Genomic DNA, 26,212 nt, shown 5'->3' on the forward strand with positions numbered 1-26,212 from the left:
CAGACTTCCCGTTTGCCTGAAAGCAAGTTTCTTTTACTTTCTTTCGAAAGTCAAAGGGAAGCAAACGAAAGAAGGGAAAACACCTAAGCGGGGCGCGGCGGCGCGTCCGATGAGGCAGAATAGGGCTTGCAGACGGGGTTTATCGACGCGCGCGCTGGGCGACGTGTCGGCGGGAATACAAAAATGGATCAACGGACCCGAACAGAAAAAATTTTCGAACGCGTGCAGGCCGCGAAACTGGTGAAGCTGTCGGAGCTTTCCAGCGAATTCGGCGTTTCCATGCCGACGATCCGAAAGGACATCGACGAGTTGCAGCGTCTCGGCCGCGTGGAACGCGTGCATGGCAGCGTGCGGCTGACGTCGACGCAACCCGAACCCGCGCATCGCGCCGACCACGCGCCCGTGCTGCCCACCAGTCCGGAAAAGGCGTTGATCGGCAGGAAGGCGGCGAGCCTGATCTCGAACGGCGACTCGCTGATCCTCGACTGCGGCGCCACCACCACCGAACTCGCGAAGAATCTCCTCGACCGGAAGAACCTGCGGATCGTGACGAATGCGCTGAACATCGCGATCCTGCTCGGCGCGGAGCCGACCAATCGCGTGATGCTCACCGGCGGCATCTTCAAGGCGGAAACGGTGGCGGTGTCGGGCGAGAAAGCGTCGGCCTTCTTCGAAGGCATGTTCGTCGACAAGCTCTTTCTCGCGGCAGGCGGCGTGTCGATGGAGTCGGGCATCTCGTATCCGGACTTCATCGACCTGCATGTGAAGCGCGCGATGATCGACGCCGCGAAGACCGTCTATCTGCTCGCGGATTCGAAGAAGTTCGGCAAGCGGGAGTTCGCCGCGTTCGGCGCGATGGAAAGCATCGACTGCCTGGTGACGGACGAAGGCCTCGGCGACGAGTTCGTCACCTGGCTGAACAGCAGCGGCACGCGCATTCTCTACGCGTGAGCGGTCACGATTGCGCGGCGAATTCCACGCGATTGCGCCCGCCGCGTTTGGCGCGATACAGCGCCTCGTCGGCGAGACCATAGGCGGTATCGAAGCCGGTTCCGGCGCGGTTATGACTGACGCCGAAGCTGACCGTGATGCGCCGGTCCAGTGACGGCACCACGCGCGCCTCGCTGATCGCGGCCCGCATGCGTTCGGCGAGCAAGGCAGCGGCGGCGTGATCGTCGCCGGGCACCAGCACCGTGAACTCCTCCCCGCCCACGCGGCCGATGAAACCGCGCTCGCCCACGATGCGGCGCAGACAATCGACGACACCCAGAATCACGGCATCGCCGGTCGGATGACCGAAGTCGTCGTTGACGCGCTTGAACTCGTCGATGTCGAGCACGATCATCGTCGCGCTGCGCTCCTTCAGCGTGCGCGTGGCCTGCTCGATCACGGCGCTGCGGTTGAGCACGCCGGTCAGCGCATCGTGCGAAGCGCGGTGCGCGAGTTGCTGGGCCAGCACCTGCATCTCGCGTTCGGCGCGGTCGCTGCGGCCGATCAGACGGCGCGTTTCACGCATCAGGCGCTCGAAGTGATCGATGAGCGCGCCCAGCGACTGATGCAAGGCTTCGGCATCCGCACCGTCTGCTGCATGCACGCCGCGCGCCTTCTCCAGCGCGGCGGTCTCGTTCTCGAACAGGTCGGGGGCGTGGGCGGGCGTCGCGTCGCCGGAGGAGTTCGAAGTCATCCTCAGCGTCCCGGGTAAGCCACCGGACGATCAGTGAACTCGATGGCGTCGAAATCCGCCTTCAGTTCCTCGCCGAACTCGGCGATCGTCTCGTCTTCTTCGTCGTGATACCAGTTCATCAGCACGCGGCAGCCCGACTGCGCGGCCTCGTTCAGCGCATCGAACATGCTGAACAGCATCTTGGTGCTCGAACTGTTGAAGTACGTGAGCGCGACGTCGATGGTGACGGCCGCGTCCGTATTCACCGCGAGATACTTGCGCATCTGCTCGATGACGGGCGCATAGAAGGCCGCCGCGTTTTCCGGATACGACTCACCCTTCAGCAGCAACGCATGCTGATCGAAACGAAAATCGACCTCGGGCGACGTGGTCGTGGCGGCAATATAGAAGTTATCCATGATTTCTTGCGCCTTGTGCTCAGATAATGGCCATGAGGCAAAACAGCGTGGTTCCGGGTTCGTCGGCACGCGGATGAAAAGCGAATTCGAGCGGCGCGCTGGCATCGCGCGCCATCGTGAGGAAGCCCATGCCGGCGCCCTTGCTGTCCTCCGGCGTCTCGGCGCGCAGCGATTCCTTGTAGGCCTGCTTGATCTGCTCGAGCGACATGTGACGCAAGGGCTCGAGCTTGTTGCGCAGGCTTTCCACTTCGGCGCTCGATATCGGGTTGACGCACAGCATGACGTGCCGATCGCCGTCGCGCGAGATGCAGACCGCGCCCTCGCGAATGGAGCCGTCCTGCTCGCCGTCGCGCGCGAGCGCATTCGACGAGTAATGCACGATGTTCTGCGACAGCTCGACGAACGACGAGAACAGCTTGCGCCGCGTCGGGCCGTTCACGCCGGCCACTTCCAGCTGCAGTTTGACGACCTCGCCCATCGCCGCGACGATGTTATGCGAGAAGTAGCCCTTGTGATAGAAGAGCACGTTGCGTCGCTGCGCCAGGTCGAAAAAGGCGCTGTCTTGATCGAGTAGTTGGGACATGCTTGGGAAGAGCTAGATACGCACACAAAAGAACGTTACGTCGTCGCGCCGGGGCTGCACGCTCTGCCAGTCCGCGAGCGTCAGACGCAGCCGTTCGCAGAGGGCCGCCGCCGGTTCGGCACGATGTTCGCGAATCACATCGAGCGCGCGGCGCCGGCCGAAGGAAATGCTGCGCGGTCCGCCGATCTGATCGGTCAGCCCGTCCGTGCAGATGAACAGCAGGCTGCCGGGCGGCACCGCCACCGAATGAAGGTTCCACGCATAGTCCGCGTGGCTGTCCACATAGCCGACGCCCATGCGGTCGGCGGCGAGCGTCTCGAATTCCGGCGCGTCCGGCGCGAGGATATGCAGCGCGATCCGCGCGCCGGCAAAATGCAGCACATTTTCGCGCGTGTCGAACCAGAGGAACGCGGTATCGAGGCCGTCGTTCGAACGGGCTTCGCCGGGCGCGCTGTTCACCTGACCGAGCAGACCCTTGACGTTGCGGTTCACCGCCGAGAGCAACGCAGCCGGATCGCGCGGTCCCATCTGTTCGAGCGCCTGCGACAGCGAAGCCGAAGCCAGCAGCGTCATGAATGCGCCGGGCACGCCGTGGCCGGTGCAATCGGCGATGGCGCCGAACCAGCCATGCGGAAACGCGGCGAAGTGATAGAAGTCGCCGCCGACGACGTCGCGCGGCTCCCACTGCAGCGCGGCGCCCGGCAATTGCGTGGCCAGCGCTTCGTCCGAGGCGCGCAGCATCGCGCGCTGGATCACGCTGGCGTACTCGATGCTCTGCATGATCTGGCGGTTTTTCTCCGCCTGCATTTCCGCCACGGCGCTGACCAGTTCCAGACCGCTGCCCACGCCCGCAAAACGCCCGGCGCGCGTCACGATGAAACCGTCCACCAAGGCTTTTTCGCCGGCTTCGACCGTCCTGAACGCAAGCGTTTCGATGCTTTCATCGGCATCGACGACCAACGGCTCCTTGTCCATGAAAGCGATGCAGCTTTTCTTGTCGTAAAGCTCGCGATGAAAAGGCTTGCTCATCTGCGACATGAAAATATCGCGGTTGATCAGTCCGATCGGGCGCAGATTTTCAATCACGGCCAGACTTCCCATATCGCGGCGCGCCGAGAAGATTTCCATCACGAGGGAATTCGAATCCTCGGCGTCCACGAATGGAACTTCCTGGGATAAATCTCCCGCGACGCGTAAATTGCGCTGGCCGGAGAAGCGGTGAAACCTTGAAAACGCAGGGTGCATCGGACGTCGAAGGTAGAGAAAACAGAGCACGCTAAGGCTTCTGTGTGAACTTTCGGTGACAAAAACGCAGGTGATGTTTTCACCACACCGTGCAAACGTTTGCAGGATATGGCCCTTTCTGAGCGCCTTGCTTCCTTCCCGCAGCCTGAGAAATTTGCCGCCAATTTTCCGAACAGGCAGAAATAAATCCCGAAGCGCTTCTTTGCATCATGCGGGTTCTATTGATTAATACTATTCGTCTGAGTATTGAAACGGTTTCAGCGAGTGTCTAAACTGAAATTAATGATTCTTCGCGGAGAAGCGTGAATGAATCGACTGGCAACAGCCCTCTTATAAATCTCAAAGGCTGAATACCATGGACAATCAGGACACACAGGAAATCATTCGCGAAATCAATCTTTCCTATCTCATTCTTGCGCAAAGGCTGTTGCGTGAAGACCGGGCCATCGGCATGTTCCGGCTCGGCCTGTCCGGAGACGTCGCGGATCTGCTGAGCGGCCTCTCGCTGCCGCAGGTCGTGAAGCTAGCATCGGCGGACCAGTTGCTGTGCGCGTTCCGCTTTAACGACCGCATGCTGCTCTCGGCGCTCACGCAGGCGCCACGCCATGCTGACGTCGCCTCCACGCATGCCGCCATTCTCATGGCCGGGCAACCCGCCCGCCAGTTCGCCTGACGCGGGGACTGCATGAATACGCCAGCGAAGAAGACCGTCACCGAGGACGCCCAGGAAGTGTTTCGCGCCATCGCGCTGATTCAACTGGGCGCGCGCATGCAGGTGCTCGAAAGCGAACTCAAGCTGTCGCGCGACCGCCTGATCCGGCTGTATCGCGAAGTGCGGGGTGCATCGCCGCCCAAGGGCATGCTGCCTTTCTCGGCGGACTGGTATATGCCCTGGCTGCCCAATATTCACGCGTCGCTGTTCTTCAATACCTACCAGTTCCTCAAGAACGATGCGCACTGCTCGCACCTCGACGCGCTCACCAAGGGTTATCGGCTATATCTCGAACATTGCGCGCGCACCGATACCGAGCCCGTACTCGATCTCACGCGCGCCTGGACCCTGGTGCGCTTCTTCGAAGCCGAGATGCTGCAACTGACGCCCTGTTGCCGCTGCACGGGAAAGTACATCGCGCACAAGCACGACTTGCAGCATGGCGTCGTGTGCGGCGTATGCCAGCCGCCGTCGCGGGCGGGCAAGACGCGCAAGGCGGCGGCGCGCGCCGCGGAGCAGACCTTCGCCGCGGTGGCCGAAGACGAGCTCGCGGCATCGCCGGATCTCATTCCGCCGCAGGCCGCGTGAGGCTTTCCGGCGCCTTTCACGGGGCGGCGTAGATTTTCTTCTCCGCCCGCACAGATCATCTCGTTTGTCGGGGACGGACCGTTCGTCGATAGTGAAGTCACGGGCAACGCAACGCAGCGAAGCCCTTCACCTCACCCACTATCGAAGGAGTCGGTCATGAAGCTCAACGACAAGGTTGCACTGATCACGGGCGGAACCTCGGGCATCGGTCTGGAAGCCGCCAGGCTGTTCCAACAGGAAGGCGCGAAGGTCATCGTGACGGGCACGCATCCGGGCCGTCTCGAAGGAGCCGCCCGGCTCCTCGGCGACTCCGCGATGACACTCAACGTCGATCTGCGCGACCCGGCTCAGCTCGACCGGGCGATCGTCGAGATCGTGGAAACGCATGGACGCATCGACGTCGTGTACGCCAACGCGGGCGCCGCCACCGCCGCGCCGCTCGACGCCGTGACGCCCGAACAGATCAGCGAGCAGTTCGCGCTGAACTTCAGCGGCGCGTTCTTCACCATTCAGAAAGCCGTGCCGCACATGCCGAAGGGCGGCGCGATCGTCGTCACCACGTCGTTCCTGAATGAAACCGGCACGCCGGGTCTGTCGGTGCTCGCGGCGACGAAAGCCGCCTTGCGCTCGCTGGTCCGCTCGGCCGGCGCCGAACTCGCGCCGCGCGGCATTCGCGTCAATGCCGTGAGCCCCGGCCCGATCGCCACGCCCTTTCATGGCAAGCTCGGTTTGTCGGAGAAAGAACTGGCCGCCGCCGGCGAAGGCATTCAAGCCGCCGTGCCGCTGAAGCGTTTCGGCGAAGCGCGGGAAGTGGCGCAAGCGGCGCTGTTCCTCGCCAGCGACGACGCAGCCTTCATCACCGGCACGGAGATGGTGGTTGACGGGGGCCTGACGCAGTTTTGACAGCGCGCTTCGCGCTCTGGCCGGGCGCGGCGCATTTCGGTAGATTGAGCGCACTTCCCTACGCAGGAGTCATGATGCGAGCGCCCGGCAACCTGAACGCGCTGCGAGCCTTCGAAGCGGTCGCGCGGCATCTGAGCTACACCGCCGCAGCCAATGAACTCAACGTGACGCCCGCGGCGGTCGGTCAGCTGATTCGCGGGCTCGAAGGGTATCTCGATGTCGAACTGTTTCATCGCTCGACATCGGGTGCGTTGCGACTCACGCTGACCGACGCCGCCCGTGCCGCCCTGCCGGACCTGCAAGGCGGCTTCGATCTGCTTTCCAACGCGATGGAAGCGCTCAAGGCCAGCAAGTCGCGCATCGTCTTCACGGTGACCGTGCCGCCCGCCTTCGCGGACAAGTGGCTGCTGTGGCGGGTCGAACGCTTCCAGCGCCGGCATCCTTATTACGATCTGCGCATCGACACGAGCGGACGTCTGACGGACTTCACCGCCGAGCGCATCGATGCCGGCATCCGCTACGGCGCGGGCGTGTGGCCCGGTCTCGATGCCACGTTCCTGCTGCGCGACGAGTTCTTCCCGGTGTGCAGTCCGGCCCTGCTGCACGGCCCCCACGCGCTGAAGTCGCCGCTCGATCTGCAACATCACGCGCTGATACACGATACGTCGATGAGCGGCTTCGGCGTCTTCCCGACCTGGCGTTCGTGGCTGCTGCATGCGGGTTGCCGCGATGGCGTGGACACGCGGCGCGGCCTGCAACTCAATGATTCCGCGATGGCGCTGCAAACGGCGATGTCCGGCAATGGCGTCGCGCTCGGCAGGACCACGCTGGTCGAGCGCGATCTCGCCGAAGGCCGCCTCGTCAAGCCCTTCGATACGGTGCAGAGCTGCGAGCTGGCTTACTTCCTGGTGCATCGCAAGGGCGGCGGCGAACAGGCGCCGGTGCTTGCGTTCAAGGCATGGCTGCTCGAAGAGGCCGGCTTGCGCTGAACCGCTTTGTCCGCGACACACTGTCATCGCGCAAGGACACTGTGCTCCCTCGTGCCGCGCCCGAGCGGCTTTGCACGATGGGCATGTCTTATGCATTCCCTGACGCCGGCTCGATCAAGACCCCCTTCACTCGAAGCAAGGCGCGGCGCGACTTCATGGCATCCGAAACCGAACTCGAAGACTGGCGCGGCGAAGCCCGCAACATGGAGGCAGCGGTCGCGAATGCCGTCGTCGGGCAGGAGGCGATCTCGCATCTGATCAACATCGCGCTCTATGCGCGGGGCCACGTGCTGCTGGAGGGCGGCGTGGGCGTCGGCAAGACCACGCTGCTGCGCGCCTTCGCCCGCGCCACCGGAGGCGACTTCGAGCGCGTGGAAGGCACCATCGACCTGATGCCGGGCGATCTCATCTATCACACCTTCGTCGATGCCGACGGCAAGCCGCGCATCGAACCCGGTCCCCTGCTGCGTCACGGCGAAGGACTCAGCACGTTCTTCTTCAACGAGATCAACCGCTCGCGTCCGCAAGTGCAGTCGCTGCTGCTGCGCGCGATGGCCGAGCGCACGGTGTCCGCATTCGGCCGCGACTACCGCTTCCCGCACCTGACGGTGTTCGCCGATCGCAACAAGGTGGAGAAGGACGAGACCTTCGAGTTAGCGTCGGCGGCGCGGGACCGCTTTCTCTTCGAGCTCAACATGCCGACGCCGCAGGACGACGACGTGCGCCGCGCGCTGGTCTTCGAACCGAAGTTCCATGACGTCGATGCCCTCATGGAAAGCGTGCCGCGCGCGGTGATCGACGCCACGCGGCTCAACGCCATCGGCGCGGCGATCCAGCGCAGCGTCACGCTGAGCCCGCGCATCGAACGCTATGTGCTCGATATCTGGCAGGCGACCGAAACACCGCAGCGCTTCGGCATCGAGTTGCCGGACGTCGACATGGACCGGCTGATTCTCGCGGGCGCCAGTCCGCGCGGCATGAGCGCACTGGTGCGCGCGGTGCGCGTGCGTGCGTGGCTCGAAGGACGACTGCATGTGCTGCCCGAGGACGTTCACGCGGTATTGCTGCCCGCGCTCGGTCACCGGGTCTTCTTCACGCCCGTCTATGAAATGCGCCGGCAGGAACTCGCCGATGCGCTGACCGCGATGATCGTGCGCACGATCGCGGTTCCCTGATCTGCACGCCGGGTCATGAAGGGTCCTGTCGAATTCCACTACCGGCTGCCCGGGCGGGCGCGCGGCTTCCGGCCCGGCTCGCATCCGGGCACGAGCTTCGGCGCGGGACAGGAGTTCGCGATGCACGCGCGGCTGTTCGATCATCCCGATCCGCGCCGCCTCGACCTGCGCGCCAGCCAGCGCGCCGTGCCGCAGCAATGGCTGGTGCGCCTGCATTTGCAGCGCGTCGCGGTGCCGGTGCAGGTGCTGGTCGATGTCTCCGCGTCGATGCGCTTCGGCGCGCAGCGGCCGAAGCTCGATCTCGCCGCCGAGTTCGTCGAAGCGCTGTGCTACAGCGCGTTCCGGGCCGGCGATCAGGTCGGCCTGCTCGGCTTCGACCAGCACGTGCGCGAAGACCTGTTCATGCCGGCGCGCCATGGCCGGGGTGTCGGAGATGAAATGGCGCAGCGGCTGCGCACGTGTTCCGTATCCGAGGTCTCCGCGAATCCGGTAGCGGGACTGGTGCGCGCGCTCGAACGTCTGGCGGGGCGGCGCGGTCTCGTGTTCCTGGTGTCCGACTTCCACTGGCCGCTGACGGTGCTCGACGCCGCGCTCGATCGGCTGGTCCATGCGCGCCTTGTGCCGATGGTCATCTGGGACAAGGCCGAAACCGAGCCGCCCGCCAGCGGCCGGTTTCTCCAGGTGCGCGACATCGAAGATGGCAGACGCCGTGCGCTGTGGCTGCGGCGTTCGATCGCGCAGCAGTGGCGCGACAACGTCGCGAAGCGCCGCGCCGAGCTGAGCGGCGTGTTGCGCAAGCGCGGCGCGACGCCGTTCTTCATCGAGGGTGCGTTCGATGCCGAAGCGCTCTCGCGTTACTTCCTGGAAACGACGGCATGAGCCGCGGCATAGGCTCGATCGGCGCGGCGATGTTGCTGCTGTGCGCGATGCTCGCCCGCGCCGAGCCGGCCGAGGCGGCCGTGACGGCCACCGTCGCGCAGCCGCGCGCGTTCGGCTATGCGCTCGGCGACGTGCTGACGCAGCGCGTGCTGCTCGCCTCCGACGGACACGCGCTCCACGACGTGCCGCTGCCTTCGGCGGGCCGCGTGGGCGTGTGGCTCGAACGTCGTCCGGCGCGCATCGAGGAAGACGCGCAGGGGCAGCCGTGGATGGTGATCGAGTATCAGGTCATCAACGCCGCGCAGACGCTCACGCAAACAGGTCTGCCGGCGCTCGAACTGAAGCCCGCGGAGGGCGCGTCGTTGAATGTGGCCGCATGGCCGATCAGCGTCGGGCCCTTGACGCCGCGCAATGCATTCCGCAGCGGCGCGCTCGAAGCGCTGCAACCCGACCGTATCGTCACGCCGAGGGATGGACCGGCCGCGCGGCGCCGCATGATCGCGATGCTCACGCTGTTCGTGGTGACCGTGCTGGCGTGGGCTGCGTGGTGGACGTGGCGCACGCGCACGGACGCGAGGACACTGCCGTTCGCGCGTGCGTGGCGGGCGATCCGCCGCATCGAAAACGACGGTGACGCCCCCTGGGTCCACCTTCACCGCGCCTTCGATGCCGCCGCCGCGCAAGTCGTCCACGCGGCGTCGCTGCCCGTGCTGTTCGCCCGCGCGCCTTATCTCGACGCGCTGCGGCCACGCATCGAGCAGTTCTACGCGCGCTCGCAAGAACGCTTCTTCATGCGCGACGCTGCGCCGCCCGACGACCTGCGCGAGCTGCGCGACCTCGCGCGGGCGCTGCAACGCGCGGAACAGAGGCGCTGACGCGATGCCCGTCGATTTCCTCCGGCCCTGGCTGCTCCTCCTGCTGCCGCTCGCGCTGCTGCCGTTGTTGCCGCGGCCCGCCGAATCGTTCGCCTATTCGTTCGTCGACTGGCTGCCGCGCGATCCGCTCGGCTCGGCCATCGATCACGCCCGGCGCCTCTGCGCGCTGCTGGCGATGGCGGCCATCGTCATCGGGCTGGCGGGTCCGGGGCGGTCGCACGTGCAGGCGATGCGCACCAGCAGCGCCGCCGAAATCCTCATCCTGATGGACCGGAGCGCGAGCATGGACGCGGTCATGTCGAAGACGCCGGTGAGCGAGCCGAGCGGGCAGTCGAAGAATGCGGTGGCGCGCCATGCGCTCGAACACTTCGTCGCCGTGCGGCCCGACGACCGCCTCGCCTTCATGATGTTCGGCATCAGTCCGATTCTCGCCGTGCCGTTCACCGCCGATCACCGCATCATCGATGCGGCGCTCGACGGCACCGGCATCGGGCGCGGCATGCCGGATACGCGGCTGGATCGCGGCCTGATCGCGGCGATCCGGCAGTTCGACGGACGCGCGTACGCGGCCCGCCGCGCCATCGTGCTGGTCTCGGACGGCGGCGCCAATCTCGACGCCGCCGCGCGCGAGGCGATCCGCAGCGGGCTGGCGCGCAATCGCATCGCGCTGTACTTCGTGTACTTGCGCAGCGGCGTGTACAGCCCCGATCTGACGAAGCCCGCATCCGCCGACGATCACTCCGAGGAAGCGGAGCTGCATCGCTTTTTTCAGGGACTCGCGACGCCCTACCGGCTTTATCAGGCCGAAGACGCCGCCGCGATGGCTGCCGCGATGGCCGAGATCGACAAGCAGCACAGCACGCCGCTGTCGTTCTCCGAACGGCTGCCACGGCAGGACGACAGCGCGTTCTGCTTCGCCGCCGCGTTGCTGGCGAGCGCGATGCTGCTGGCCCTGCGTGGCGTTCAGGTGCGGAGCTGGACATGAGACGCGGCGCAATCCATCTCGCCTTCGGGAGCGTCGCCATCGTCTTCGCGGCGCTGGCCTTGTACGACTGGAGCGTGTTCCGGCACGCGCAGACCGTGACGCGCGAAGTGCATGACATGACGATCAACAAACCGGACACGCCGGACGCAGCGGGCGAAGTGCGGCTGGCGCGCGCGGCGGCGCTTGCAAAAGCCGGACGCGTCGACGACGCCCAGCACCTGCTCGATCCGCTCGCGGCGCAATCCGCCGATCGCAGGCTGCAGACGGCCGCCCTCTTCAATCTCGGCAACCTGTATCTGCGCGAAGCGGCGGGCACTGAGGCCGCGGGTCCCATCCGCTCGCTGCCGCTGCTGGAGCAGGCCAAGGACCGCTATCGCACGGCGTTGCGCATCACGCCCGGCGACTGGGACGCGCGCTACAACCTCGAACGCGCGCTGTGGCTCGCGCCCGAGGTACCCGGCGATCAGGATGAACTCGACATCAAGCATCAATCCACCGTGAGGCTGCGTGGCGCGCAAAGCGAGGATCTGCCATGAGCGCCGCCCTTGCCCTGACCCGAGCGCCGGGCGGACGACGCAACTGGGCGCTCGCCGCCGCCGCGCTGCTGCTCGCCGCGGCGGTCTGGATGCCGCCGCTGATGCTGCCGAGGAATGTCGTCAGCACCATCGTCACCTTTGACATCACGCAGAGCATGGATGTCGAAGACGTCGGCATCGGCAGCGCGCCCGTCAGCCGCCTTGAGTTCGCGCGCGCGGCCATGCGCGATACGCTGGAACGCCTGCCGTGCGGCTCGCGCATCGGCTGGAGCATCTTCACCGGACAGGGCACGCTGCTGCTCATGCCGCCCGTCGAGGTGTGCGGCAACTTCGACGCCTTGCAGGCTTCGCTCGACGGCATCGGCGGCGACATGCGCTGGACCAACTGGAGCCGCATCGCGGAAGGCGGCGTGTTCGCCGCCGTGCGGACGGCGAAGACCGTCGGCCACGAGACGGGCGTGCTGCTCATCACCGACGGTCAGGAAGCGCCGCCGGTGCTCGCCGACGAACCTGTCCGCGACGTGCCGCGCGGACAGGTGAAGGGCTGGCTGATCGGCGTGGGCGGAGATCAGCCTGCGCCCATTCCGCGCACGAACGCCGATGGCCGGCGCGTCGGCTACTGGCAGGCGGATCAGGTGATCCAGGTGCCCGCCCATTCGGAACCGGGCGTCAGCGCGCAGAGTCACGAGGAGCTTTCGGCCTTGCGTGGGGAGTATCTGGCTTCGGTGGCGCAGCAGATCGGCTTCGATTACCGGCGCCTGCGCACGCCGCAGGATCTGTTCGCGGCCATGACCGACCATCGCTACACCCATCGCGACAGCGTGCCGACCGACATCAACTGGCTTCCCGCCGCACTCGCCTTGATGTTGCTGACCTGGCGCTTCCTGCCGCAACGCAATGCATGAGCGGCCGACGTCACGCCGGTCACGCCGGTCACGCCGCCTTGCCGCCCACGGCCTGTTCCTGTTCGATCCAGATCTGGCTGTCGGGGAACCAGAATGCGTCGGGACGCGGCGGCACGGCCAAGGTGACGGGCAGATCGGGATTGAAGATCTTCGACCACGCCGACAACAAACGCGGTCATGGTCATGTAAAGCAGCCTTTACATCGTGAAGGCGCTTCGCTATGCTGTAAAGCATCCTTTACACGCAGAGAGAGATGCCGTCATGAACCGATATCGCAAGGAAATGACCGCAGCCATGCTGGCCTATGTGGTCTTGCTGATGGCTTCGGTGTGGTGGCTGCGCTCCGGCACGCTCGACAACCAGACGGCCCGCATCGCGGTCGCGCTGTGTCCGATGATCGCCGGCCCGTTCATCTGCTGGGTCGTCGTGCGGCAGTTGCGGCGCGTGGACGAACTGTTCCGGCGCGTCCAGCTCGAAGCGCTGGCCATCGCGTTCGCGGGCACGGCGCTCATCACCTTCAGCTATGGTTTTCTCGAAGGCGTCGGTTTTCCGAAGCTGTCCCTGTTCGTCGTGTGGCCGGTGATGGCGGTGCTGTGGATCCTGGGCAGCGTGTTCAGTGCGCGCCGCTATCGCTGAGCGGATGCGGCGCTCATGAAGAACTGCATCCGTGCGCTACGCGCCGAACGCGAGTGGTCGCAGACGGATCTCGCCGGCGCGCTCGGGGTGTCGCGCCAGACGGTCAATGCGATCGAGAACGGCAGGTACGATCCGAGCCTGCCGCTCGCGTTCGCTATCGCCCGGGTCTTCGGGCTCCGGATCGAGGAGATCTTCGAGGACGCGTGAAAACCCCTCAATCGCGTTCAGAACTTACGCAGTGGCGGCAGCACCGGCTGCCTGATCTCGGACGTCACCATGTCCGGCATGACCGGGATCGAGATGCACGCGTTGCTCATCACCCAAGGCCGCGCGCCGCCGACTATCTTCATCACGGGCGTCCCGAATCCGCACGACGAAGCCGTGATGCTCGCCAACGGCCCGCTCGCCTACCTGGAAAAACCGGTCGATTCGAATACGATCCTGCACTACGTTCAGCAGGCGCTGGGCACGCCCTGAAACGCCGCTCTCGATGCAGCGAATCGCCATGGTCCGGGTGCTTCGAAGCGCGTCGTTCAGGGAAGGTTTTTCCCCGAACGGCTAGTTCGCCAATTCGACTGCCGGCGCCGCGTTTTCCGTCCGGTTCGAAAAGCGATAATCCGGTTCGCGCGACACGGGTTGTAATTCCGTCCCGTTGACGTTTCATTTATCAGGAAAACGAAGACCTTCCGGCCGCGTAATGCAAAATCCATGCAACTCATTTTGCGCGAATTATTGAATCAACCGGGCATTTGTAATTCGATCTGAAATTAAGCCTGGCAAGACGGCGGCGCGGATTATTCAGCCGGCCACGGCCCGGCGCGCGCGCAGGGTTGGCTTCCCATACGACGGTATAGGGGATTTGCATCGCACGATTGCCGGAACATACCGCCGTACGATTTCGCCGCGCCGGCGTTCGCGCTACTGTGCTGTTGCCAACGCGCACTCACCCGGGCTGCCCCGCGCCGGGCCGCGCATCACAGCAGGGACTCCACGATGGATGCCAACGCGCTCGATCTGTCTCGAATCCAGTTTGCCTTCACGGTGTCGGTGCACATCATCTTTCCGGCGCTGAGCATCGGGCTGGCGAGCTTCATCGCGGTGCTGGAAGCGCGCTATCTGATCACCGGCAAGCCGCACTTCAAGGAACTGTGCGTCTACTGGTCGAAGGTGTTCGCGGTCGGCTTCGGCATGGGCGTCGTGTCGGGCGTCGTCATGGCTTACCAGTTCGGCACCAACTGGTCGGGCTTTTCGAGCTTCGCCGGACCGATCACCGGACCGCTCCTCACCTACGAAGTAATGACCGCCTTCTTCCTTGAAGCCGGCTTTCTCGGCGTGATGCTGTTCGGCTGGGAGAAGGTCGGCCCGAAGGCGCACTTCGCGGCCACCGTGCTGGTCGCCGTCGGCACGCTCATCTCCACCTTCTGGATTCTCGCGTCGAACAGCTGGATGCAGACGCCGCAGGGCTTCACGATCGAGCATGGCCATGTGGTGCCGGTGGACTGGTTCGCCGTCATCTTCAATCCGTCGTTTCCGTACCGGCTCGCGCACATGACGATGGCCGCGTTCATCGTCGCGGCGCTGGTGGTCGCGGCGACCGGCGGATGGCATCTGCTGCGCGGCCGCCGCGATCCGGAAATCAAGACCATGTACTCGATGGCGCTCGGCCTGCTGCTGTTCCTCGCGCCGATCCAGGCCTTCGTCGGCGACCAGCACGGCCTGAACACGCGCAAGTATCAGCCGGCGAAGATCGCCGCCATAGAAGGACTGTGGGAAACGGAGAAAGGCGGCACCTCGCTCAATCTGATCGGTTTTCCCGACATGGACAAGGAAGAGACCCGCTATGCGATCAAGGTGCCGCATCTTGGCAGCCTGATCCTCACGCATAGCTGGGACGGCGAGATTCGCGGGCTCAAGGAATTCCCGAAAGAGGACCGGCCGAATTCGTCGCTGATCTTCTGGACCTTCCGCATCATGGCCGGTCTCGGCGTGCTGATGATCCTCACGGCCTTCGCCGGCCTGCTGCTGCGACGGCGCGGCGCGCTTTTCGAGACCCGCTGGTTCCAGTGGCTGACCGTGCTGATGGGACCGGCCGGCGTGGTGTCGCTGATCGCGGGATGGATCACCACCGAAGCGGGACGCCAGCCCTGGGTGGTCTATGGCGTGCTGCGTACGCGCGACGCCGTGTCGCCGCTGACGGCGCAGAGCGCGGGCGTCTCGCTGCTGATCTTCGTCGTCGTATATGTGCTGGTGTTCGGCACCGGCGTGTACTACATCGTGAAGCTGATCCGCAGCGGGCCAGGATGCGCGGCGGACCGCATTGCGCCGCCCGCGTCCGTCGAGGTGAGCGGGCGCCGGCCGCTCGCTGCGGCCACCGACTGATCGCCGCTACTGGAGCATGCGCATGGACGTCACCGTGATTTGGGCCGCCATCATCGCCCTGGGTCTTTTCATGTATGTCGCGCTCGACGGTTTCGATCTCGGTGTCGGCATGATGTTTCCGTTCTTCCCCGACGAAGGCGAGCGCGACATCATGATGCACAGCATCGCGCCCGTGTGGGACGGCAACGAAACCTGGCTCGTGCTCGGCGGCGCCGCGTTGTTCGCGGCCTTCCCGATGGTCTATGCTGTCGCGCTCTCGGGCCTCTATCTGCCGATTGTCTTCATGCTGGTCTGCCTGATCTTCCGCGGCGTCTCGTTCGAGCTGCGCGGCAAGGCCAGCCGCACGAAGAATCTCTGGAACCTCGCGTTCATCTGCGGCTCGGCGGGCGCGGCGTTTTTCCAGGGCGTGATATTGGGCTCCTATCTGCACGGCATCCCGGTGAAGAACGGCGTCTTTTCCGGCGATCCCTTCTTCTGGGTCACGCCGTTCAGCTTCTTCACCGGCATGGGCCTCATGGTGACCTACACGCTGCAGGGCGCCACCTATCTGGTCATGCGCACCGGCGGCGCGTTGCAGGAACGGCTGCATGCGCTCGTCTGGCCGCTGACGCTCGCCTTGCTCGGCTTCATCGTGGCCGTCAGCATCTGGACGCCGTTGACCAATGCGCAAGTCGCGCTGCGCTGGTTCGATTCGTCGTTCCGCTACCGGCTGTATCCGATTCCCATGCTGGTCGCGCTCGCGGCCTTCCTCATGTATCAGGCGGTCAGGCGCCGCTCCGACGGCGTGCCCTTCATGATGTGTCTCGTGCTGATCCTGCTCGGCTATATCGGGCTGCTCGTCAGCATCTGGCCGTATGCGATTCCCGCCAGCGTCACGCTGTGGGACGCCGCCGCGCCGCGCTCCAGCCAGCTCTTCACGCTGGTCGGCGCGGTCATCATCATTCCGGTCATCCTGGCCTACACCACGGCCGGCTACTGGGTCTTCCGCGGCAAGGTCCTGCCGGGCAGCAGCTACGAATGAAGGAGCACACCATGTCCGACACCACGCACGACACCGAAACCACCGTCGGCAAGCGCATGATGTGGTTCGCCATCCTCTGGCTCGTCGGCTTCGCGGGCACCATGCTGCTCGCGCTGCCGTTTCACTTGCTCGTTGCGGCCTCGATGCATCATTGAATCCATCGCAAGCCAGAACGAAAAGCCCCGTTGCGCTCTTCCGGCGCAACGGGGCTCGTCTTTTCCGCTTCTTTTTCCGCTTCATTTTTCACGTCTTTCAGGCCCTGCCCTGCTCACGTCCGGCGCGTAACGCCGGACGTGCTTCACACCCTCTTCAGCCGCCGCTTTCCATTGCCGCATGCAGCGCGCCGTGCTTGGCGTGCCACCGGTAAGGCGTGTCGTCGACGTGACGGCGGAACACCGTCGTGAAATGCGCCTGCGTACGGAAGCCGGGGCGCGAGCGACGCGCCTGTCACGCTGGTCGAGTACGGCGACTTCCAGTGCCCGTATTGCGGCGCGATGCATCAGGTCATCAAGGAAATGCAATGCGTGATGGGCGCGAAGTTGCGCTTCGTGTTCCGGCATTTCCCGCTGACGGAATTGCATGAACACGCGCTGCGCGCCGCGCGCTTCGCTGAAGCGGGCGCGGCGGTAGACCGGTTCTGGGAAGCCCACGACATCCTGTTCGACAACCAGGCCGACCTGAGCGACGGCGCACTGGAACAGTATGCGAGGCTGGTCGGGATTCCCGGCCCGGAGCTCTCGGCCGCCTTCGAAGGCGCGCATGATGCGCGGATCCAGCGCGACACCACGAGCGGCGTGCGGAGCGACGTGCAGGGCACGCCAACCCTGTTCATCAACGAGGTTCGCTATGACGGCGCGCATGACATCGAGAGCCTGCTCGCCGCCATGCAACGCATCTGACCGTGCCGACAGCGCGACGCTTGGGAATCAGGCGTCGCCCGGAAAGACATCCACCGCCTTGACGACCACCGCCGTGCGCTCTGCGAGTTCGCCGATACGCGACAGATAGTGCTGGAAATGCGCCGTGCTTCGGTGCGACGCGATGGCATCGTGGCTCAGATAGAGTTCATCGAGCACGAACTGGCCGGCGTTGTCGACGTCCTGCCAGAGGTCATAGCGCAGATTGCCGGCTTCCGCGCGCGATGGGCCGGTCATTCCGTGCAACAGCGCAGCGAGTTCCTCCTCTCGTCCCGGTTTGGCTTTCAGGATGGCGACGACTTTCACATTCGAGGTCACTGGAGTGTTCTCCTTCAGGTTGAGCGCGCCTGCGCGCACGAGGTTTCCGCTTCAATGTACCTGATGCGCGGCCAGGAATTCATTAACCTGCGCGACGACGGACGCGCCCTCTCCCACGGCCGCCGATACCCGCTTGATCGAACCGAAACGCGCATCGCCGATGGCGAAAACGCCGTCGACGCTGGTTTCGAACGGACGCGGTTGCTGTTCAAGGCTGCTGCGCGCCGCGTTGCCGGTCAGCACGAAGCCCTTGTCGTCGGTGTCGACGCTGCAATCCCTGAGCCAGCGCGTATTGGGCTCGGCGCCGGTGAACAGGAACAGATGCCGGACTTCGAAGCTGCGTTCGCCCTGCGGTCCGCGGCAGTTGACGCCCGTGAGTCCGGCGCTGTCGCTGGAAAGCGAGAGCACCTCGGTGTCCGTGTACAGGATTACGTTGGAGAGCCGCGCGATGCGATCGATCAGATACTGCGACATGTGTTCCTAGAGACTATGCCCGCGAATCAGCAGATGCACCCGCTGGGCCCGCGACGCCAGATACACGACGCCCTGCCCACCGAGTTGCCGCCGAATTGCCGCCGCCCACCACGACCACATCCAGTCCCCGGCATAGCTTGGCTTCCACCGGCGACGTGCCGAAGAACACGCCGCGGCAGTTCGGCCTCCAAGGGGCGCAACTGCTGATCGCCGGGATGAACCCGGCACGCCTCGAACACGCAAAGAAGGAACTCGCGGGTCACGCTTCGCGCGTCGCGATCTTCGAATGCGACGTGACGAACCGCAATCAGGTGGAAGCACTCGCGGACTTCGCATGGAGCAAGTTCAAGCAGGTGGACAAGTACGCGGCCATCGTCATGAAGCAGATCAAGGCCGGCGAGTTCTACATCATGTCCCATGCGTACAACTTCGTGCGCATCAGCGCGCGCTGGCGCGAGGTCGAGGCGGCCTTCAGGAAATATGCGCCGCGCTACGAAGGCGACATCGAATTCGACGTGCGGACGCTCGGCGTGAAGAACGGCTGGTATCCGCGCTATCCGGATGCGTCGGAGAATCTTCCTGTGTAGCGAACGGGCGCGGCGAGGCACTCATGTCCTCGCCGCGCCGCTTGCGCTCAACCGTTGCCGCCGTGGAACAGCCCGAGCTTGTTGTTCACGGAGGTCACGCCCTTCACCGAGCGAGCGACATCGGCCGCCACGGGGATCTGGTCGCCGCTCCTGACCGAACCCGACAGCGTCACCACGCCGCTGCGCGCACGGACGAACACGCCGGAACTGTCGAAGCCCGGCGTCTTCCCCAGCGCGCGTCGGACCGCCTTCGCCAGTGCGCGGTCCGCGCTTTTTTGATTCGTCGCATTGGTGCCCTGGTTCATCGGTGCATCCGTGGTCTGCGCCATGAGTGCCGGCGGCGCCAACAGGCAGGCGCAGGCGAGCATCATCGATACGGTTCTGACTCTCATGCCAATCTCCTTCAGGTTGAGCGCCACGCCGGTCCAGGTGTGGATCAGCGCTTCCCACTGATGCGCGCGGCGTCCTGACGCCGCTTCTCCGCGACACGCGCCTCTGCGTCCTCGATGTCGAACGGAAACCGGTGACTCGATGCCTGCGCCGGGTGGTAGCCTACCGCAGCCAGTTCCTCGAGTTCCTTGCGGGCCTGCGCGCGCGTCATCGGCTGGTCCGGCGACTGCGCGACCGCACCGGATGTCATCAGCATAGTCATCAGAAAGCCAAACGTCAGTTGCGGTAACCCCATGTTCGCCTCCGTGCTGCTTTGGAGACGACGATACGGGCAAGCCGTGCGGGTCGCGCGATGCCGTGGGTTTGTATAACGCGCGTCGGGGTATCGGGGAAGGGGGAACTTCTGATGAATGCGTCGGCAGGCGTTCGTGCGCCACGAGCACGTTCGCCCGTGGTCAAGCCGCACCGAGCGCCGTCAGATACGCGGGAAAGTCCGGCTGCTTCATGCGCCGGATGATCTCGAAACGCAGCACCCAGCGGGTATTCGCTTCGCGGATATGCTCCGTCAATGCCTGCGCTGCGCGCTCAGGCTGGCCGGCCAGTATGTCGTCCACGATCTGCAGATGCTCGGTGAACGCATCGCTGATGAGCTGGTACGGAATCTCGAGGTAGGGGTCGCTCAGATAGCGTGTCGGCACGAACAGTACGTGCGTGCGCGAGAGGGCAAGCACGATCTCCTTGTTCGGGCAGTGCGACAGGAGATCGATATGCAAATCGGTCTCGGCGGTGTCCATCTCGGCGCCTCCGCGATGCCCCGCCTCGATGACGCCGACGAGACGTGCACGCACCGCTTCGAGGAACTCACGCGGCACATGCTGCGCGGCGTGCAGCAGCGCGGTCGGTTCAAGCAGGCGGCGTATCTCGAAGAGATGCTCGATGCGCTCACGCGTCACCTGCTCCGCGATCCAGTGCCCGTTGCGGTCCTGCGACAACTGCCCGACGCTGTGCATGCGCGCCATCGCGCCGCGTGCGACGGTGCGGCTCACGGCGAAATGTTCAGCGAGCCCTTCTTCCGTGATGCGCACCGAACCGAACAGCACGCGAGTGCACAACTCGCGCTCCAGTTCCGCGTACATGCGCTGCCATTGCGGCGCGTTCGTGATTTCCAGTTTGTCGAGCACGGCCGGCTTGCCGGCACGATCGCCCGAAGCCGCGCCGGCCACGCGATAACCGCGCCCCTCGCTTTCGACGATGATCCCGTCCGCGCACAGCGCGGCCAACGCAATGCGCGCAGGCGAACGGCTGATACAGAACGATTTCGCGACCTGCGCTTCGAGCAGCCGTTCACCCGGCGTGATGCGCCCGTCTTCGATCATCTCGCGCAACAGCCGATACGTGCGATGCTGAATGGAACCGCCCGCCTCGGACGTGGAATGCGAATTCGTCGGTGCGATGTCCTCGACCTGAGGATTCATGACACGGGCCTCTGCTAATACGCGATGAACGAAGCGATCTCCGCGTTCAGCCGCGCGGCGGAAACGGGATCGGCCTCCGAGGCCATCATATGGCCGCTCGTCGAAGGCACCTGCAGCAGTCTGGCGTTTCCGATCTGCCCGGCCGCGCGCATGCCCTCTTCCACGGGATTGTAGAGGTCCAGCGCCGGCACGCCAATCAGCGTATGTGCCTCGATGCTCGCGAGCGCGCGTGCCGTATCCCCTTCGAAACCCGGCGTCGTGCCGACGTCGTGGGCATCGTAAGCATGCGACTGCCAGATCCAGTCGAGCGGATCGAGCCGCTGCGTGCGAAACCACGCGGCGCGCTTTTCGAACCACGCATGCGTGCCGCCTGCCTGTGTCGCGTCTTCCTCGAAACGCTCCGGCGTGCGCATCGCCAGTACGTGCATGATCCCGAGCCACGCACTCCAGTCGCCGCCCGATGCTTCGAGCGCGCGCCGGCCCGCCTGATTGACCGCCTGCGACCAGGCCGTGGTCTTCGCCATCGGCACGAGCGCGACCAGCTTCTTCATGAAGCGCGGATACGACACGCCCCATTGCAGCGCCTGCATGCCGCCCATCGATGCACCCACGACTGCGTCGAGCGTCGCGATGTTCAGGTGATCGAGCAGCGCCTTCTGGCTGCGTACCATGTCGCGAATCGTGAAGCGCGGGAACGCCACGCCGCCCTGCGTCGGTGAGTTCGACGGCGAACTGGAGAGCCCATTGCCCAGCGCATCGGCGACGATCACGGTGACGCGCGCGGGATCGAACGCCCGACCCGCACCGATCAAAAAGTCGAGCCGGTGATGCGTGCTGCCGATGGCACAGACGCCCAGCACGACAGGGCGCGTACGATCATCGAGATCGCCGTGGACGACGTAGGACATCAGCAGATCGTAGATATGCTCGCCCGATTCCAGCCTGAAGCGCCCGAGCGATGCGCGGTAATGCGGCGTGTCGATCCAGCCGGGTTGCAGGTCGGGATGACTCATGATCAGAACTCGATCACCGCGCGGAGCTCGGCGCCTTCCGCAAGACGCCGCATCCCTTCATTGATTCCATCGAGCGTGATGCGCGATGTCACGTATTCGTCGAGGCGTAACGTGCCGTCGAGATAGGCATTGGCGAGCATCGGGAAGTCCCGTGCCGGGTTCGCGCCGCCATAGCTCGAGCGCACGATGCGTTTTTCGCCCATCAGCGCGCCCCAGCGGAACGATGCTTCATCGTCGGCGGGGAGCTTGCCGAGCCACACCACCTGACCGCCCGGACGCACGATCTCAACGCTTGCCCTGAGCGCCGGACGATTGCCCGCGGATTCGATCACGCAATCCGCGCCGCGTCCGCTCGTCAGATCCGCGACGGCGGCCACCAGCGATTCATCGGCGCACAGCGCGTGGCTCGCGCCCAGCGCGCGCGCCGTCTCGAGCCTGTCCGGCGCGCGGTCGATCGCGACGATCCTTGCTGCGCCCGCGTGCCGCGCACCTTGTATCGCGGACAGACCCACCGCCCCGCAACCGATCACCGCAACCGTGCTGCCGGGCTCGACCTTCGCGATGTTGGTCGCCGCGCCAAAACCGGTCATGACGCCACAGCCGATCAGACAGGCGCGATCGAACGGCATGGCTGCGGGGACAGGCACCGCGCAGTCCTCCGACACGACGCAGTATTCCGCGAAGCTGCCCATGTAGGCCAGTTGATGCACGGGCGCGCCGTCGTCGAGAAAGAGACGCGGCGCGCCGTCGAAATGAAACGACTGCGCCATGTGGCTGCGATACGGCTGGCACAGGATCGACTGTTGCCGCGTGCAATAGAAACACTGGCCACAGTGCGGATTCCACGACATCACGACGTGATCACCCTTCGCGACTCGCGTGACCGATGCGCCGGTCCACTCGACGACACCGGCCGCCTCGTGTCCGGGCACGAACGGCAGCGGTGTGCCCAGGTCGCCGCGCATCGCTTCGAGATCCGTGTGACACAGGCTCGCCGCCTTCACCCGAACGACGACGTCGGTCGCGGCGAGATTGCGCAGCGACACGCGCGCGATGCGCAGCGGCTCGCCGGTGCGCTCCATGAGTGCGGCATCGAAGGTCAACGCATTCAACGCATTCATGCGCGGTTCAGCGCTGGGCCGGCGCATTCTGCGCCGCGCCTTTGTAAAGAATATTCAGGTTGCGTTCGCCGATCTGCTGATGCAGCGCGACGAATGCAGGATCGAGATCCTGTGTCGGACGCGGCTCGTGCTCGAATGTGTTGAACGTATCGACACCGCGTACGAGCGTGGCGCTGTCGGCGCCTTCGAGCTGACGCACATAGGTCGGGATGTAGCGGATCGCATACCCGATGCGCCGGTTCGGCGATGCGTTCGGCGGCGAGCCGTGCACGATCCGCACGTGATGCAGGGACATCTCGCCCGGCTCGAGTTCGATCGCCACCGCCTGGGATTCGTCGACGTCCACCGCGACTTCCTGCCCGCGTGTCAGCAGATTGCTTTCGTTGAAGGTGTCGCGATGCGGAATCTGGTCGAGCAGATGCGTGCCGGGGACCACCTGCATCGCGCCGTTCGCGCGGTTGCTCTCCGACAAGGCGACCCAGGCCGTCACCACATCGGGTTTCGAGAGTCCCCAATAGGTCGAGTCCTGATGCCACGACACATACGCCGGATCGTTGCCGTTTTTGATGAAAAAGCTGCTCGCCCAGACCAGCAGATCCGGTCCGTACAGATCCTCGATCGCATCGACCACTTTGTCGTTGCGCACGAGGTCGTTCAGCCACGAGAACAGCAAGTGGCTCTTCACGTTCAGCGCCTTCTTCCTGAGCGGATTGTTCGATTGCTCGAAATTTTCAAGACGTTTGCGCAACTCGAGGGCGGTCCGCTCCGACATGACGCGGATCGGCGCGACATAGCCGTACTTTCTGAAATGTTCGAGCTGATGGGGCGTCAACGACTTCAACATGATGCGAATCTCCCTGTATGAGGCCGCTAGGCGACCTGGATGCGAACCGGCGCCGTACCGTGGTTCATTGGCTGCTTTTGCTCCCGGACGAAACCGCCCGAGCGGAGCACGGCGCCGTCCACGTGACGAACGTCCGTGACGCCCGCCAGCGCCATCGTCGTGTCCAGTTCGTCGCGGATGATTTCGAGGCAACGCGTCACGCCGGCCTCGCCTTCCGCTCCGAGCCCGTATAGGAAAGCGCGCCCCACGTAGACCGCCTGCGCGCCGCATGCCAGCGCCTTCAGCACGTCCTGTCCCGAGCGGATGCCGCCGTCCATGTGAAGCTCGATCTCGCCATCCAGCACGTCGGCAATACGCGGCATCATCGAAATGGTGGACGGCGCGCCGTCGAGCTGACGCCCGCCGTGATTCGACACGATCACCGCATCGGCGCCGACATCGCGCGCGATGCGGGCATCTTCCTCGTCGAGGATGCCTTTCAGCACCAGCTTGCCGCCCCAGCGCTCCCGCACCCAGTCGATGTCCTTCCAGGTGAGCGTCGGATCGAACTGCTTCGCGGCCCAGTCCGCCATCGACGCGATTCCGGTCACGCCCGGCGCATGTCCGACGATGTTGCCGAAGCTCCTTCGCGACGTCCCCAGCATGCCCGCGCACCAGCGCGGATGGCGCGACAGATGGGCGAGATTGCGCAACGTCAGCTTCGGCGGCGCCGAGAGGCCGTTGCGTTTGTCCTTGTGACGTTGTCCCTGAATCTGCAGATCGAGAGTCAGCACGAGCGCGGAGCACTGCGCGCTCTTGGCGCGCGCGATCAGATCGGCGATGAAGCCGCGGTCCTTCATCATGTAGAGCTGAAACCAGAACGGCTTCTGCGTGAACGCAGCCACGTCTTCGATCGAACACACGCTCACGGTGGACAGCGTGAACGGCACGCCGAAACGTTCGGCCGCACGCGCCGCCAGCATCTCGCCGTCGGCGTGCTGCATGCCCGCGATGCCCGTGGGCGCAAGCGCGACCGGCATCGATACGGGCTCGCCGAGCATGGTCGTCGCGAGATTGCGCCGGCTGAAATCCACTGCAACGCGCTGACGGAACTGCAGGCGGGCGAGGTCGTCGCTGTTGGCGCGATAGGTCGACTCGGTCCACGAGCCTGCATCGACGTATTCGTAGAACATGCGCGGCACCCGTCGTCTGGCGGCCACGCGCAGTTCCTCGATGGTGGCGTAGTGACGCATGTCGATCAGGCCAGCTTGGGTTGAAGTTGCAGCTCGGCGCTCGGGGCCCGCACGAAGATCGCGACGAACAGCGCGCCCAACGCCGCGATGATGCCCGTCAGCACGAACGCGCTCTTGAAGCTGCCGGACGATTGCACGAGAAAGCCCGTCAGCGCCGGCGCCACGATGCCGGCCAGGTTGGCGATGAAATGCACGAAGCCGCCGACCGCGCCCACGCGGCGTTTTTCCACCGTGTCGAGCACGATGGCGAAGTAGGTGTTGAACGACGCGTACATGAAGAACACGGCCACGGCCATCAGCGTGACGGCGCTCGTCAGCTCGCTCACCGCGCCCGTCAAGGCGATGCAGACCGCGCCCGCGCCCAGACTCGTGATCAGCACGATCTTGCGCGAGAAGATCGCGCGTCCCGTCCTGCGCACGAGCCAGTCGCACGCATAGCCGCCCGCCACCAGCCCCGTCACGCCGACCGCCCAGGGAATCACGCTGACGATCGACATCTTCTGGATGCTCAGGTGATGCGCCATCGTGAGATAGGACGGAAACCACGACAGGAAGAAATAGAGAATGTAGGCATAGCCGAAGAACGCGAAGGCGGTGGCGAGGATGGCGGGACGCCGAAGATAGGTCGAGAGCGGCGCGGGCGCGGCGCCGTCATCGGCGACGTCAGGAAGCTGTGCGTTCGACGGCTCTTCTCCGGCAATCGGCGTGGAGGGTTTGTCCTTCGCGAGCCATAGCCACGCCACGACCCATAGGACGCCCACTGCGCCGATGATGACGAAGGACGCACGCCAGCTCGTCGCCAGGGCGAGAAAGCCGACCACGGGGCCTGCAATTGCCGCGCCGATGGATTGCCCCGAGTTCGCGAGGCCGAGCGCGCTGGCCTGTTGATCGCGCGGGTACCAGTTCGACACCAGCTTGTTGATGTTGGCGCAGAAAGGTCCCTCGCCCATGCCGAAGATCACGCGCACCAGCAACAGACTCACGATGCCGACCGTCGCCGCCGTCAGTCCGCAGAACAGCGACCACACGAGCATCGACACGCTGAGCACGACCTTGGGTCCCCAGCGGTCCGCCGAGTAGCCTCCGACGAAACAGAACAGCGCATAGCCCACGAAGAAGCTCGAGAACACGATGCCGAGCTGCGCGGGGTCGAGGTTGAGCTCCTTCGAGATCAGCGGCGCGGTGATCGACAACGCCGCCCGGTCCAGGTAACTGATCATGCCTCCAGCGAACAGCAAACTGACGAGCGTCCAGCGAGCGCGTGTCTCCATCACTTTCTCCGGTGGTCTGCTTCAGGCCTCAATCACGGCACATCCCTCAGCGGCAACCAGAATGTTCAATGGATCCA

The 26,212-nt window shown here is 64.9% G+C and carries 33 protein-coding genes and 1 pseudogene; 19 read left to right on the forward strand and 15 right to left on the reverse strand.

Annotated elements, in window-relative coordinates:
- The first annotated feature begins 183 nt into the window (after positions 1-183).
- On the forward strand, positions 184-951 hold the full coding sequence (locus tag QCE83_RS23975; protein ID WP_309817190.1) for a DeoR/GlpR family DNA-binding transcription regulator: 768 nt from the start codon (positions 184-186) through the stop codon (positions 949-951).
- Positions 952-955: 4 nt separating this feature from the next.
- Here the strand turns inward: QCE83_RS23975 and QCE83_RS23980 are convergent, their stop codons facing one another.
- Genes QCE83_RS23980 through QCE83_RS23995 form a run of 4 tightly spaced genes read right to left on the reverse strand, consistent with a single transcriptional unit; the run spans position 956 to position 3,793 of the window.
- Positions 956-1,684, reverse strand: a complete 729-nt coding sequence (locus QCE83_RS23980; RefSeq protein ID WP_309817192.1) for a GGDEF domain-containing protein — start codon at positions 1,682-1,684, stop codon at positions 956-958.
- A 2-nt stretch (positions 1,685-1,686) separates the two neighbouring features.
- Positions 1,687-2,082 (reverse strand): DUF1987 domain-containing protein, encoded by a 396-nt coding sequence (locus QCE83_RS23985; protein ID WP_309817195.1) that lies wholly within the window; start codon positions 2,080-2,082, stop codon positions 1,687-1,689.
- Positions 2,083-2,101: 19 nt separating this feature from the next.
- Positions 2,102-2,665: a SiaB family protein kinase gene (locus tag QCE83_RS23990; protein ID WP_309817197.1), complete on the reverse strand. Its 564-nt coding sequence runs from the start codon at positions 2,663-2,665 to the stop codon at positions 2,102-2,104.
- A 12-nt stretch (positions 2,666-2,677) separates the two neighbouring features.
- Complete coding sequence (locus QCE83_RS23995; protein WP_309818726.1) at positions 2,678-3,793, reverse strand: SpoIIE family protein phosphatase; 1,116 nt, start codon at positions 3,791-3,793, stop codon at positions 2,678-2,680.
- Between the two features lie 472 nt (positions 3,794-4,265).
- Here QCE83_RS23995 and flhD point away from each other — a divergent pair, with 472 nt between their 5' ends.
- The 10 genes from flhD (at position 4,266) to QCE83_RS24045 (ending at position 12,457) form a co-directional block, all read left to right on the forward strand.
- Positions 4,266-4,583: a flagellar transcriptional regulator FlhD gene (gene flhD / locus QCE83_RS24000; protein WP_309817201.1), complete on the forward strand. Its 318-nt coding sequence runs from the start codon at positions 4,266-4,268 to the stop codon at positions 4,581-4,583.
- A gap of 12 nt (positions 4,584-4,595) precedes the next feature.
- Positions 4,596-5,210, forward strand: coding sequence for a flagellar transcriptional regulator FlhC (gene flhC, locus QCE83_RS24005; protein WP_309817204.1), 615 nt, complete (start codon positions 4,596-4,598; stop codon positions 5,208-5,210).
- A 156-nt stretch (positions 5,211-5,366) separates the two neighbouring features.
- Positions 5,367-6,113, forward strand: coding sequence for an SDR family oxidoreductase (locus QCE83_RS24010; RefSeq protein WP_309817206.1), 747 nt, complete (start codon positions 5,367-5,369; stop codon positions 6,111-6,113).
- 74 nt (positions 6,114-6,187) lie between these two features.
- Complete coding sequence (locus QCE83_RS24015; RefSeq protein ID WP_309818729.1) at positions 6,188-7,102, forward strand: LysR substrate-binding domain-containing protein; 915 nt, start codon at positions 6,188-6,190, stop codon at positions 7,100-7,102.
- A gap of 155 nt (positions 7,103-7,257) precedes the next feature.
- Positions 7,258-8,277, forward strand: coding sequence for a MoxR family ATPase (locus QCE83_RS24020; protein WP_309817210.1), 1,020 nt, complete (start codon positions 7,258-7,260; stop codon positions 8,275-8,277).
- A gap of 15 nt (positions 8,278-8,292) precedes the next feature.
- Positions 8,293-9,156 carry a VWA domain-containing protein gene (locus QCE83_RS24025; RefSeq protein ID WP_309817213.1) on the forward strand — a complete coding sequence of 288 codons (864 nt, stop codon included), beginning with the start codon at positions 8,293-8,295 and terminating at the stop codon, positions 9,154-9,156.
- Positions 9,153-10,031 (forward strand): hypothetical protein, encoded by an 879-nt coding sequence (locus tag QCE83_RS24030; RefSeq protein WP_309817217.1) that lies wholly within the window; start codon positions 9,153-9,155, stop codon positions 10,029-10,031. The genes QCE83_RS24025 and QCE83_RS24030 overlap by 4 nt, the downstream gene beginning before the upstream one ends.
- A 4-nt stretch (positions 10,032-10,035) precedes the next feature.
- A complete protein-coding gene (locus tag QCE83_RS24035) occupies positions 10,036-11,016 on the forward strand; it encodes a vWA domain-containing protein (RefSeq protein ID WP_309817220.1) in 981 nt (326 codons plus the stop codon).
- Complete coding sequence (locus tag QCE83_RS24040) at positions 11,013-11,552, forward strand: MxaL protein (protein WP_309817223.1); 540 nt, start codon at positions 11,013-11,015, stop codon at positions 11,550-11,552. Before QCE83_RS24035 ends, QCE83_RS24040 begins: the two co-directional genes overlap by 4 nt.
- Positions 11,549-12,457: a vWA domain-containing protein gene (locus QCE83_RS24045; RefSeq protein ID WP_309817226.1), complete on the forward strand. Its 909-nt coding sequence runs from the start codon at positions 11,549-11,551 to the stop codon at positions 12,455-12,457. The genes QCE83_RS24040 and QCE83_RS24045 overlap by 4 nt, the downstream gene beginning before the upstream one ends.
- Before the next feature lie 28 nt (positions 12,458-12,485).
- On the opposite strand, the gene QCE83_RS24050 is transcribed toward QCE83_RS24045, so the two are convergent.
- Entirely contained in the window at positions 12,486-12,623 is a 138-nt protein-coding gene (locus QCE83_RS24050) for a hypothetical protein (RefSeq protein ID WP_404985461.1), read from the reverse strand.
- Between the two features lie 95 nt (positions 12,624-12,718).
- On the opposite strand from QCE83_RS24050, the gene QCE83_RS24055 reads away from it, so the two are divergent.
- From QCE83_RS24055 to QCE83_RS24085, 7 genes and pseudogenes are all read left to right on the forward strand, one after another.
- Positions 12,719-13,093 carry a hypothetical protein gene (locus QCE83_RS24055; RefSeq protein WP_309817229.1) on the forward strand — a complete coding sequence of 125 codons (375 nt, stop codon included), beginning with the start codon at positions 12,719-12,721 and terminating at the stop codon, positions 13,091-13,093.
- Between the two features lie 15 nt (positions 13,094-13,108).
- Complete coding sequence (locus tag QCE83_RS24060) at positions 13,109-13,300, forward strand: helix-turn-helix transcriptional regulator (protein WP_309817231.1); 192 nt, start codon at positions 13,109-13,111, stop codon at positions 13,298-13,300.
- A gap of 51 nt (positions 13,301-13,351) precedes the next feature.
- Positions 13,352-13,570 carry a response regulator gene (locus tag QCE83_RS24065; protein ID WP_309818732.1) on the forward strand — a complete coding sequence of 73 codons (219 nt, stop codon included), beginning with the start codon at positions 13,352-13,354 and terminating at the stop codon, positions 13,568-13,570.
- Positions 13,571-14,086: 516 nt separating this feature from the next.
- On the forward strand, positions 14,087-15,472 hold the full coding sequence (locus QCE83_RS24070) for a cytochrome ubiquinol oxidase subunit I (RefSeq protein ID WP_309817233.1): 1,386 nt from the start codon (positions 14,087-14,089) through the stop codon (positions 15,470-15,472).
- Positions 15,473-15,494: 22 nt separating this feature from the next.
- Positions 15,495-16,493 (forward strand): cytochrome d ubiquinol oxidase subunit II, encoded by a 999-nt coding sequence (cydB, locus tag QCE83_RS24075; RefSeq protein ID WP_309817235.1) that lies wholly within the window; start codon positions 15,495-15,497, stop codon positions 16,491-16,493.
- Positions 16,494-16,504: 11 nt separating this feature from the next.
- Positions 16,505-16,648 (forward strand): hypothetical protein, encoded by a 144-nt coding sequence (locus tag QCE83_RS24080; protein WP_309817236.1) that lies wholly within the window; start codon positions 16,505-16,507, stop codon positions 16,646-16,648.
- Between the two features lie 282 nt (positions 16,649-16,930).
- Positions 16,931-17,392: pseudogene (locus QCE83_RS24085) on the forward strand (DsbA family protein); the annotation flags it as partial.
- 27 nt (positions 17,393-17,419) lie between these two features.
- On the opposite strand, the gene QCE83_RS24090 reads toward QCE83_RS24085, so the two are convergent.
- Both QCE83_RS24090 and QCE83_RS24095 read right to left on the reverse strand, forming a co-directional pair.
- Positions 17,420-17,767 (reverse strand): putative quinol monooxygenase, encoded by a 348-nt coding sequence (locus QCE83_RS24090; protein WP_309817237.1) that lies wholly within the window; start codon positions 17,765-17,767, stop codon positions 17,420-17,422.
- A 12-nt stretch (positions 17,768-17,779) separates the two neighbouring features.
- The gene (locus tag QCE83_RS24095) at positions 17,780-18,202 is read right to left on the reverse strand and encodes an FAD-dependent oxidoreductase (protein ID WP_309817238.1); all 423 of its coding nucleotides are present in this window, start codon (positions 18,200-18,202) and stop codon (positions 17,780-17,782) included.
- Between the two features lie 137 nt (positions 18,203-18,339).
- Here QCE83_RS24095 and QCE83_RS24100 point away from each other — a divergent pair, with 137 nt between their 5' ends.
- The gene (locus tag QCE83_RS24100) at positions 18,340-18,789 is read left to right on the forward strand and encodes an SDR family NAD(P)-dependent oxidoreductase (protein WP_309817239.1); all 450 of its coding nucleotides are present in this window, start codon (positions 18,340-18,342) and stop codon (positions 18,787-18,789) included.
- A 47-nt stretch (positions 18,790-18,836) separates the two neighbouring features.
- On the opposite strand, the gene QCE83_RS24105 is transcribed toward QCE83_RS24100, so the two are convergent.
- The 8 genes from QCE83_RS24105 to QCE83_RS24140 all read right to left on the reverse strand — a co-directional run bounded on the left by QCE83_RS24105 (position 18,837) and on the right by QCE83_RS24140 (position 26,135).
- Complete coding sequence (locus tag QCE83_RS24105) at positions 18,837-19,181, reverse strand: BON domain-containing protein (RefSeq protein ID WP_309817241.1); 345 nt, start codon at positions 19,179-19,181, stop codon at positions 18,837-18,839.
- 44 nt (positions 19,182-19,225) lie between these two features.
- On the reverse strand, positions 19,226-19,474 hold the full coding sequence (locus QCE83_RS24110) for a DUF4148 domain-containing protein (RefSeq protein WP_309817242.1): 249 nt from the start codon (positions 19,472-19,474) through the stop codon (positions 19,226-19,228).
- A 160-nt stretch (positions 19,475-19,634) separates the two neighbouring features.
- Complete coding sequence (locus QCE83_RS24115; RefSeq protein ID WP_309817244.1) at positions 19,635-20,654, reverse strand: GntR family transcriptional regulator; 1,020 nt, start codon at positions 20,652-20,654, stop codon at positions 19,635-19,637.
- 14 nt (positions 20,655-20,668) lie between these two features.
- Positions 20,669-21,667, reverse strand: a complete 999-nt coding sequence (locus tag QCE83_RS24120) for an alpha/beta fold hydrolase (protein ID WP_309817245.1) — start codon at positions 21,665-21,667, stop codon at positions 20,669-20,671.
- A 2-nt stretch (positions 21,668-21,669) separates the two neighbouring features.
- Positions 21,670-22,788: a Zn-dependent alcohol dehydrogenase gene (locus tag QCE83_RS24125; protein WP_309817247.1), complete on the reverse strand. Its 1,119-nt coding sequence runs from the start codon at positions 22,786-22,788 to the stop codon at positions 21,670-21,672.
- 7 nt (positions 22,789-22,795) lie between these two features.
- Positions 22,796-23,632 carry a phytanoyl-CoA dioxygenase family protein gene (locus QCE83_RS24130; protein ID WP_309817249.1) on the reverse strand — a complete coding sequence of 279 codons (837 nt, stop codon included), beginning with the start codon at positions 23,630-23,632 and terminating at the stop codon, positions 22,796-22,798.
- 26 nt (positions 23,633-23,658) lie between these two features.
- Complete coding sequence (locus tag QCE83_RS24135; RefSeq protein ID WP_309817251.1) at positions 23,659-24,864, reverse strand: alpha-hydroxy acid oxidase; 1,206 nt, start codon at positions 24,862-24,864, stop codon at positions 23,659-23,661.
- A 5-nt stretch (positions 24,865-24,869) separates the two neighbouring features.
- The gene (locus QCE83_RS24140; protein ID WP_309817254.1) at positions 24,870-26,135 is read right to left on the reverse strand and encodes an MFS transporter; all 1,266 of its coding nucleotides are present in this window, start codon (positions 26,133-26,135) and stop codon (positions 24,870-24,872) included.
- Between the last annotated feature and the right edge of the window lie 77 nt (positions 26,136-26,212).

Origin of the sequence: Caballeronia sp. LZ034LL (genome assembly GCF_031451215.1) — a bacterium.
In the GTDB taxonomy this organism is placed as follows: Bacteria; Pseudomonadota; Gammaproteobacteria; order Burkholderiales; family Burkholderiaceae; genus Caballeronia.

Bases quoted from the DNA above. Each gene is read 5' to 3' on its own strand.
- QCE83_RS23975 (WP_309817190.1), top strand. From the start codon at position 184: ATGGATCAACGGACCCGAACAGAAAAAATTTTCGAACGCGTGCAGGCC.
- QCE83_RS23980 (WP_309817192.1), bottom strand. From the start codon at position 1,684: ATGACTTCGAACTCCTCCGGCGACGCGACGCCCGCCCACGCCCCCGAC.
- QCE83_RS23985 (WP_309817195.1), bottom strand. From the start codon at position 2,082: ATGGATAACTTCTATATTGCCGCCACGACCACGTCGCCCGAGGTCGAT.
- QCE83_RS23990 (WP_309817197.1), bottom strand. From the start codon at position 2,665: ATGTCCCAACTACTCGATCAAGACAGCGCCTTTTTCGACCTGGCGCAG.
- QCE83_RS23995 (WP_309818726.1), bottom strand. From the start codon at position 3,793: ATGGAAATCTTCTCGGCGCGCCGCGATATGGGAAGTCTGGCCGTGATT.
- flhD (WP_309817201.1), top strand. From the start codon at position 4,266: ATGGACAATCAGGACACACAGGAAATCATTCGCGAAATCAATCTTTCC.
- flhC (WP_309817204.1), top strand. From the start codon at position 4,596: ATGAATACGCCAGCGAAGAAGACCGTCACCGAGGACGCCCAGGAAGTG.
- QCE83_RS24010 (WP_309817206.1), top strand. From the start codon at position 5,367: ATGAAGCTCAACGACAAGGTTGCACTGATCACGGGCGGAACCTCGGGC.
- QCE83_RS24015 (WP_309818729.1), top strand. From the start codon at position 6,188: ATGCGAGCGCCCGGCAACCTGAACGCGCTGCGAGCCTTCGAAGCGGTC.
- QCE83_RS24020 (WP_309817210.1), top strand. From the start codon at position 7,258: ATGGCATCCGAAACCGAACTCGAAGACTGGCGCGGCGAAGCCCGCAAC.
- QCE83_RS24025 (WP_309817213.1), top strand. From the start codon at position 8,293: ATGAAGGGTCCTGTCGAATTCCACTACCGGCTGCCCGGGCGGGCGCGC.
- QCE83_RS24030 (WP_309817217.1), top strand. From the start codon at position 9,153: ATGAGCCGCGGCATAGGCTCGATCGGCGCGGCGATGTTGCTGCTGTGC.
- QCE83_RS24035 (WP_309817220.1), top strand. From the start codon at position 10,036: ATGCCCGTCGATTTCCTCCGGCCCTGGCTGCTCCTCCTGCTGCCGCTC.
- QCE83_RS24040 (WP_309817223.1), top strand. From the start codon at position 11,013: ATGAGACGCGGCGCAATCCATCTCGCCTTCGGGAGCGTCGCCATCGTC.
- QCE83_RS24045 (WP_309817226.1), top strand. From the start codon at position 11,549: ATGAGCGCCGCCCTTGCCCTGACCCGAGCGCCGGGCGGACGACGCAAC.
- QCE83_RS24055 (WP_309817229.1), top strand. From the start codon at position 12,719: ATGAACCGATATCGCAAGGAAATGACCGCAGCCATGCTGGCCTATGTG.
- QCE83_RS24060 (WP_309817231.1), top strand. From the start codon at position 13,109: ATGAAGAACTGCATCCGTGCGCTACGCGCCGAACGCGAGTGGTCGCAG.
- QCE83_RS24070 (WP_309817233.1), top strand. From the start codon at position 14,087: ATGGATGCCAACGCGCTCGATCTGTCTCGAATCCAGTTTGCCTTCACG.
- cydB (WP_309817235.1), top strand. From the start codon at position 15,495: ATGGACGTCACCGTGATTTGGGCCGCCATCATCGCCCTGGGTCTTTTC.
- QCE83_RS24080 (WP_309817236.1), top strand. From the start codon at position 16,505: ATGTCCGACACCACGCACGACACCGAAACCACCGTCGGCAAGCGCATG.
- QCE83_RS24095 (WP_309817238.1), bottom strand. From the start codon at position 18,202: ATGTCGCAGTATCTGATCGATCGCATCGCGCGGCTCTCCAACGTAATC.
- QCE83_RS24105 (WP_309817241.1), bottom strand. From the start codon at position 19,181: ATGAGAGTCAGAACCGTATCGATGATGCTCGCCTGCGCCTGCCTGTTG.
- QCE83_RS24110 (WP_309817242.1), bottom strand. From the start codon at position 19,474: ATGGGGTTACCGCAACTGACGTTTGGCTTTCTGATGACTATGCTGATG.
- QCE83_RS24115 (WP_309817244.1), bottom strand. From the start codon at position 20,654: ATGAATCCTCAGGTCGAGGACATCGCACCGACGAATTCGCATTCCACG.
- QCE83_RS24120 (WP_309817245.1), bottom strand. From the start codon at position 21,667: ATGAGTCATCCCGACCTGCAACCCGGCTGGATCGACACGCCGCATTAC.
- QCE83_RS24125 (WP_309817247.1), bottom strand. From the start codon at position 22,788: ATGAATGCGTTGAATGCGTTGACCTTCGATGCCGCACTCATGGAGCGC.
- QCE83_RS24130 (WP_309817249.1), bottom strand. From the start codon at position 23,632: ATGTTGAAGTCGTTGACGCCCCATCAGCTCGAACATTTCAGAAAGTAC.
- QCE83_RS24135 (WP_309817251.1), bottom strand. From the start codon at position 24,864: ATGCGTCACTACGCCACCATCGAGGAACTGCGCGTGGCCGCCAGACGA.
- QCE83_RS24140 (WP_309817254.1), bottom strand. From the start codon at position 26,135: ATGGAGACACGCGCTCGCTGGACGCTCGTCAGTTTGCTGTTCGCTGGA.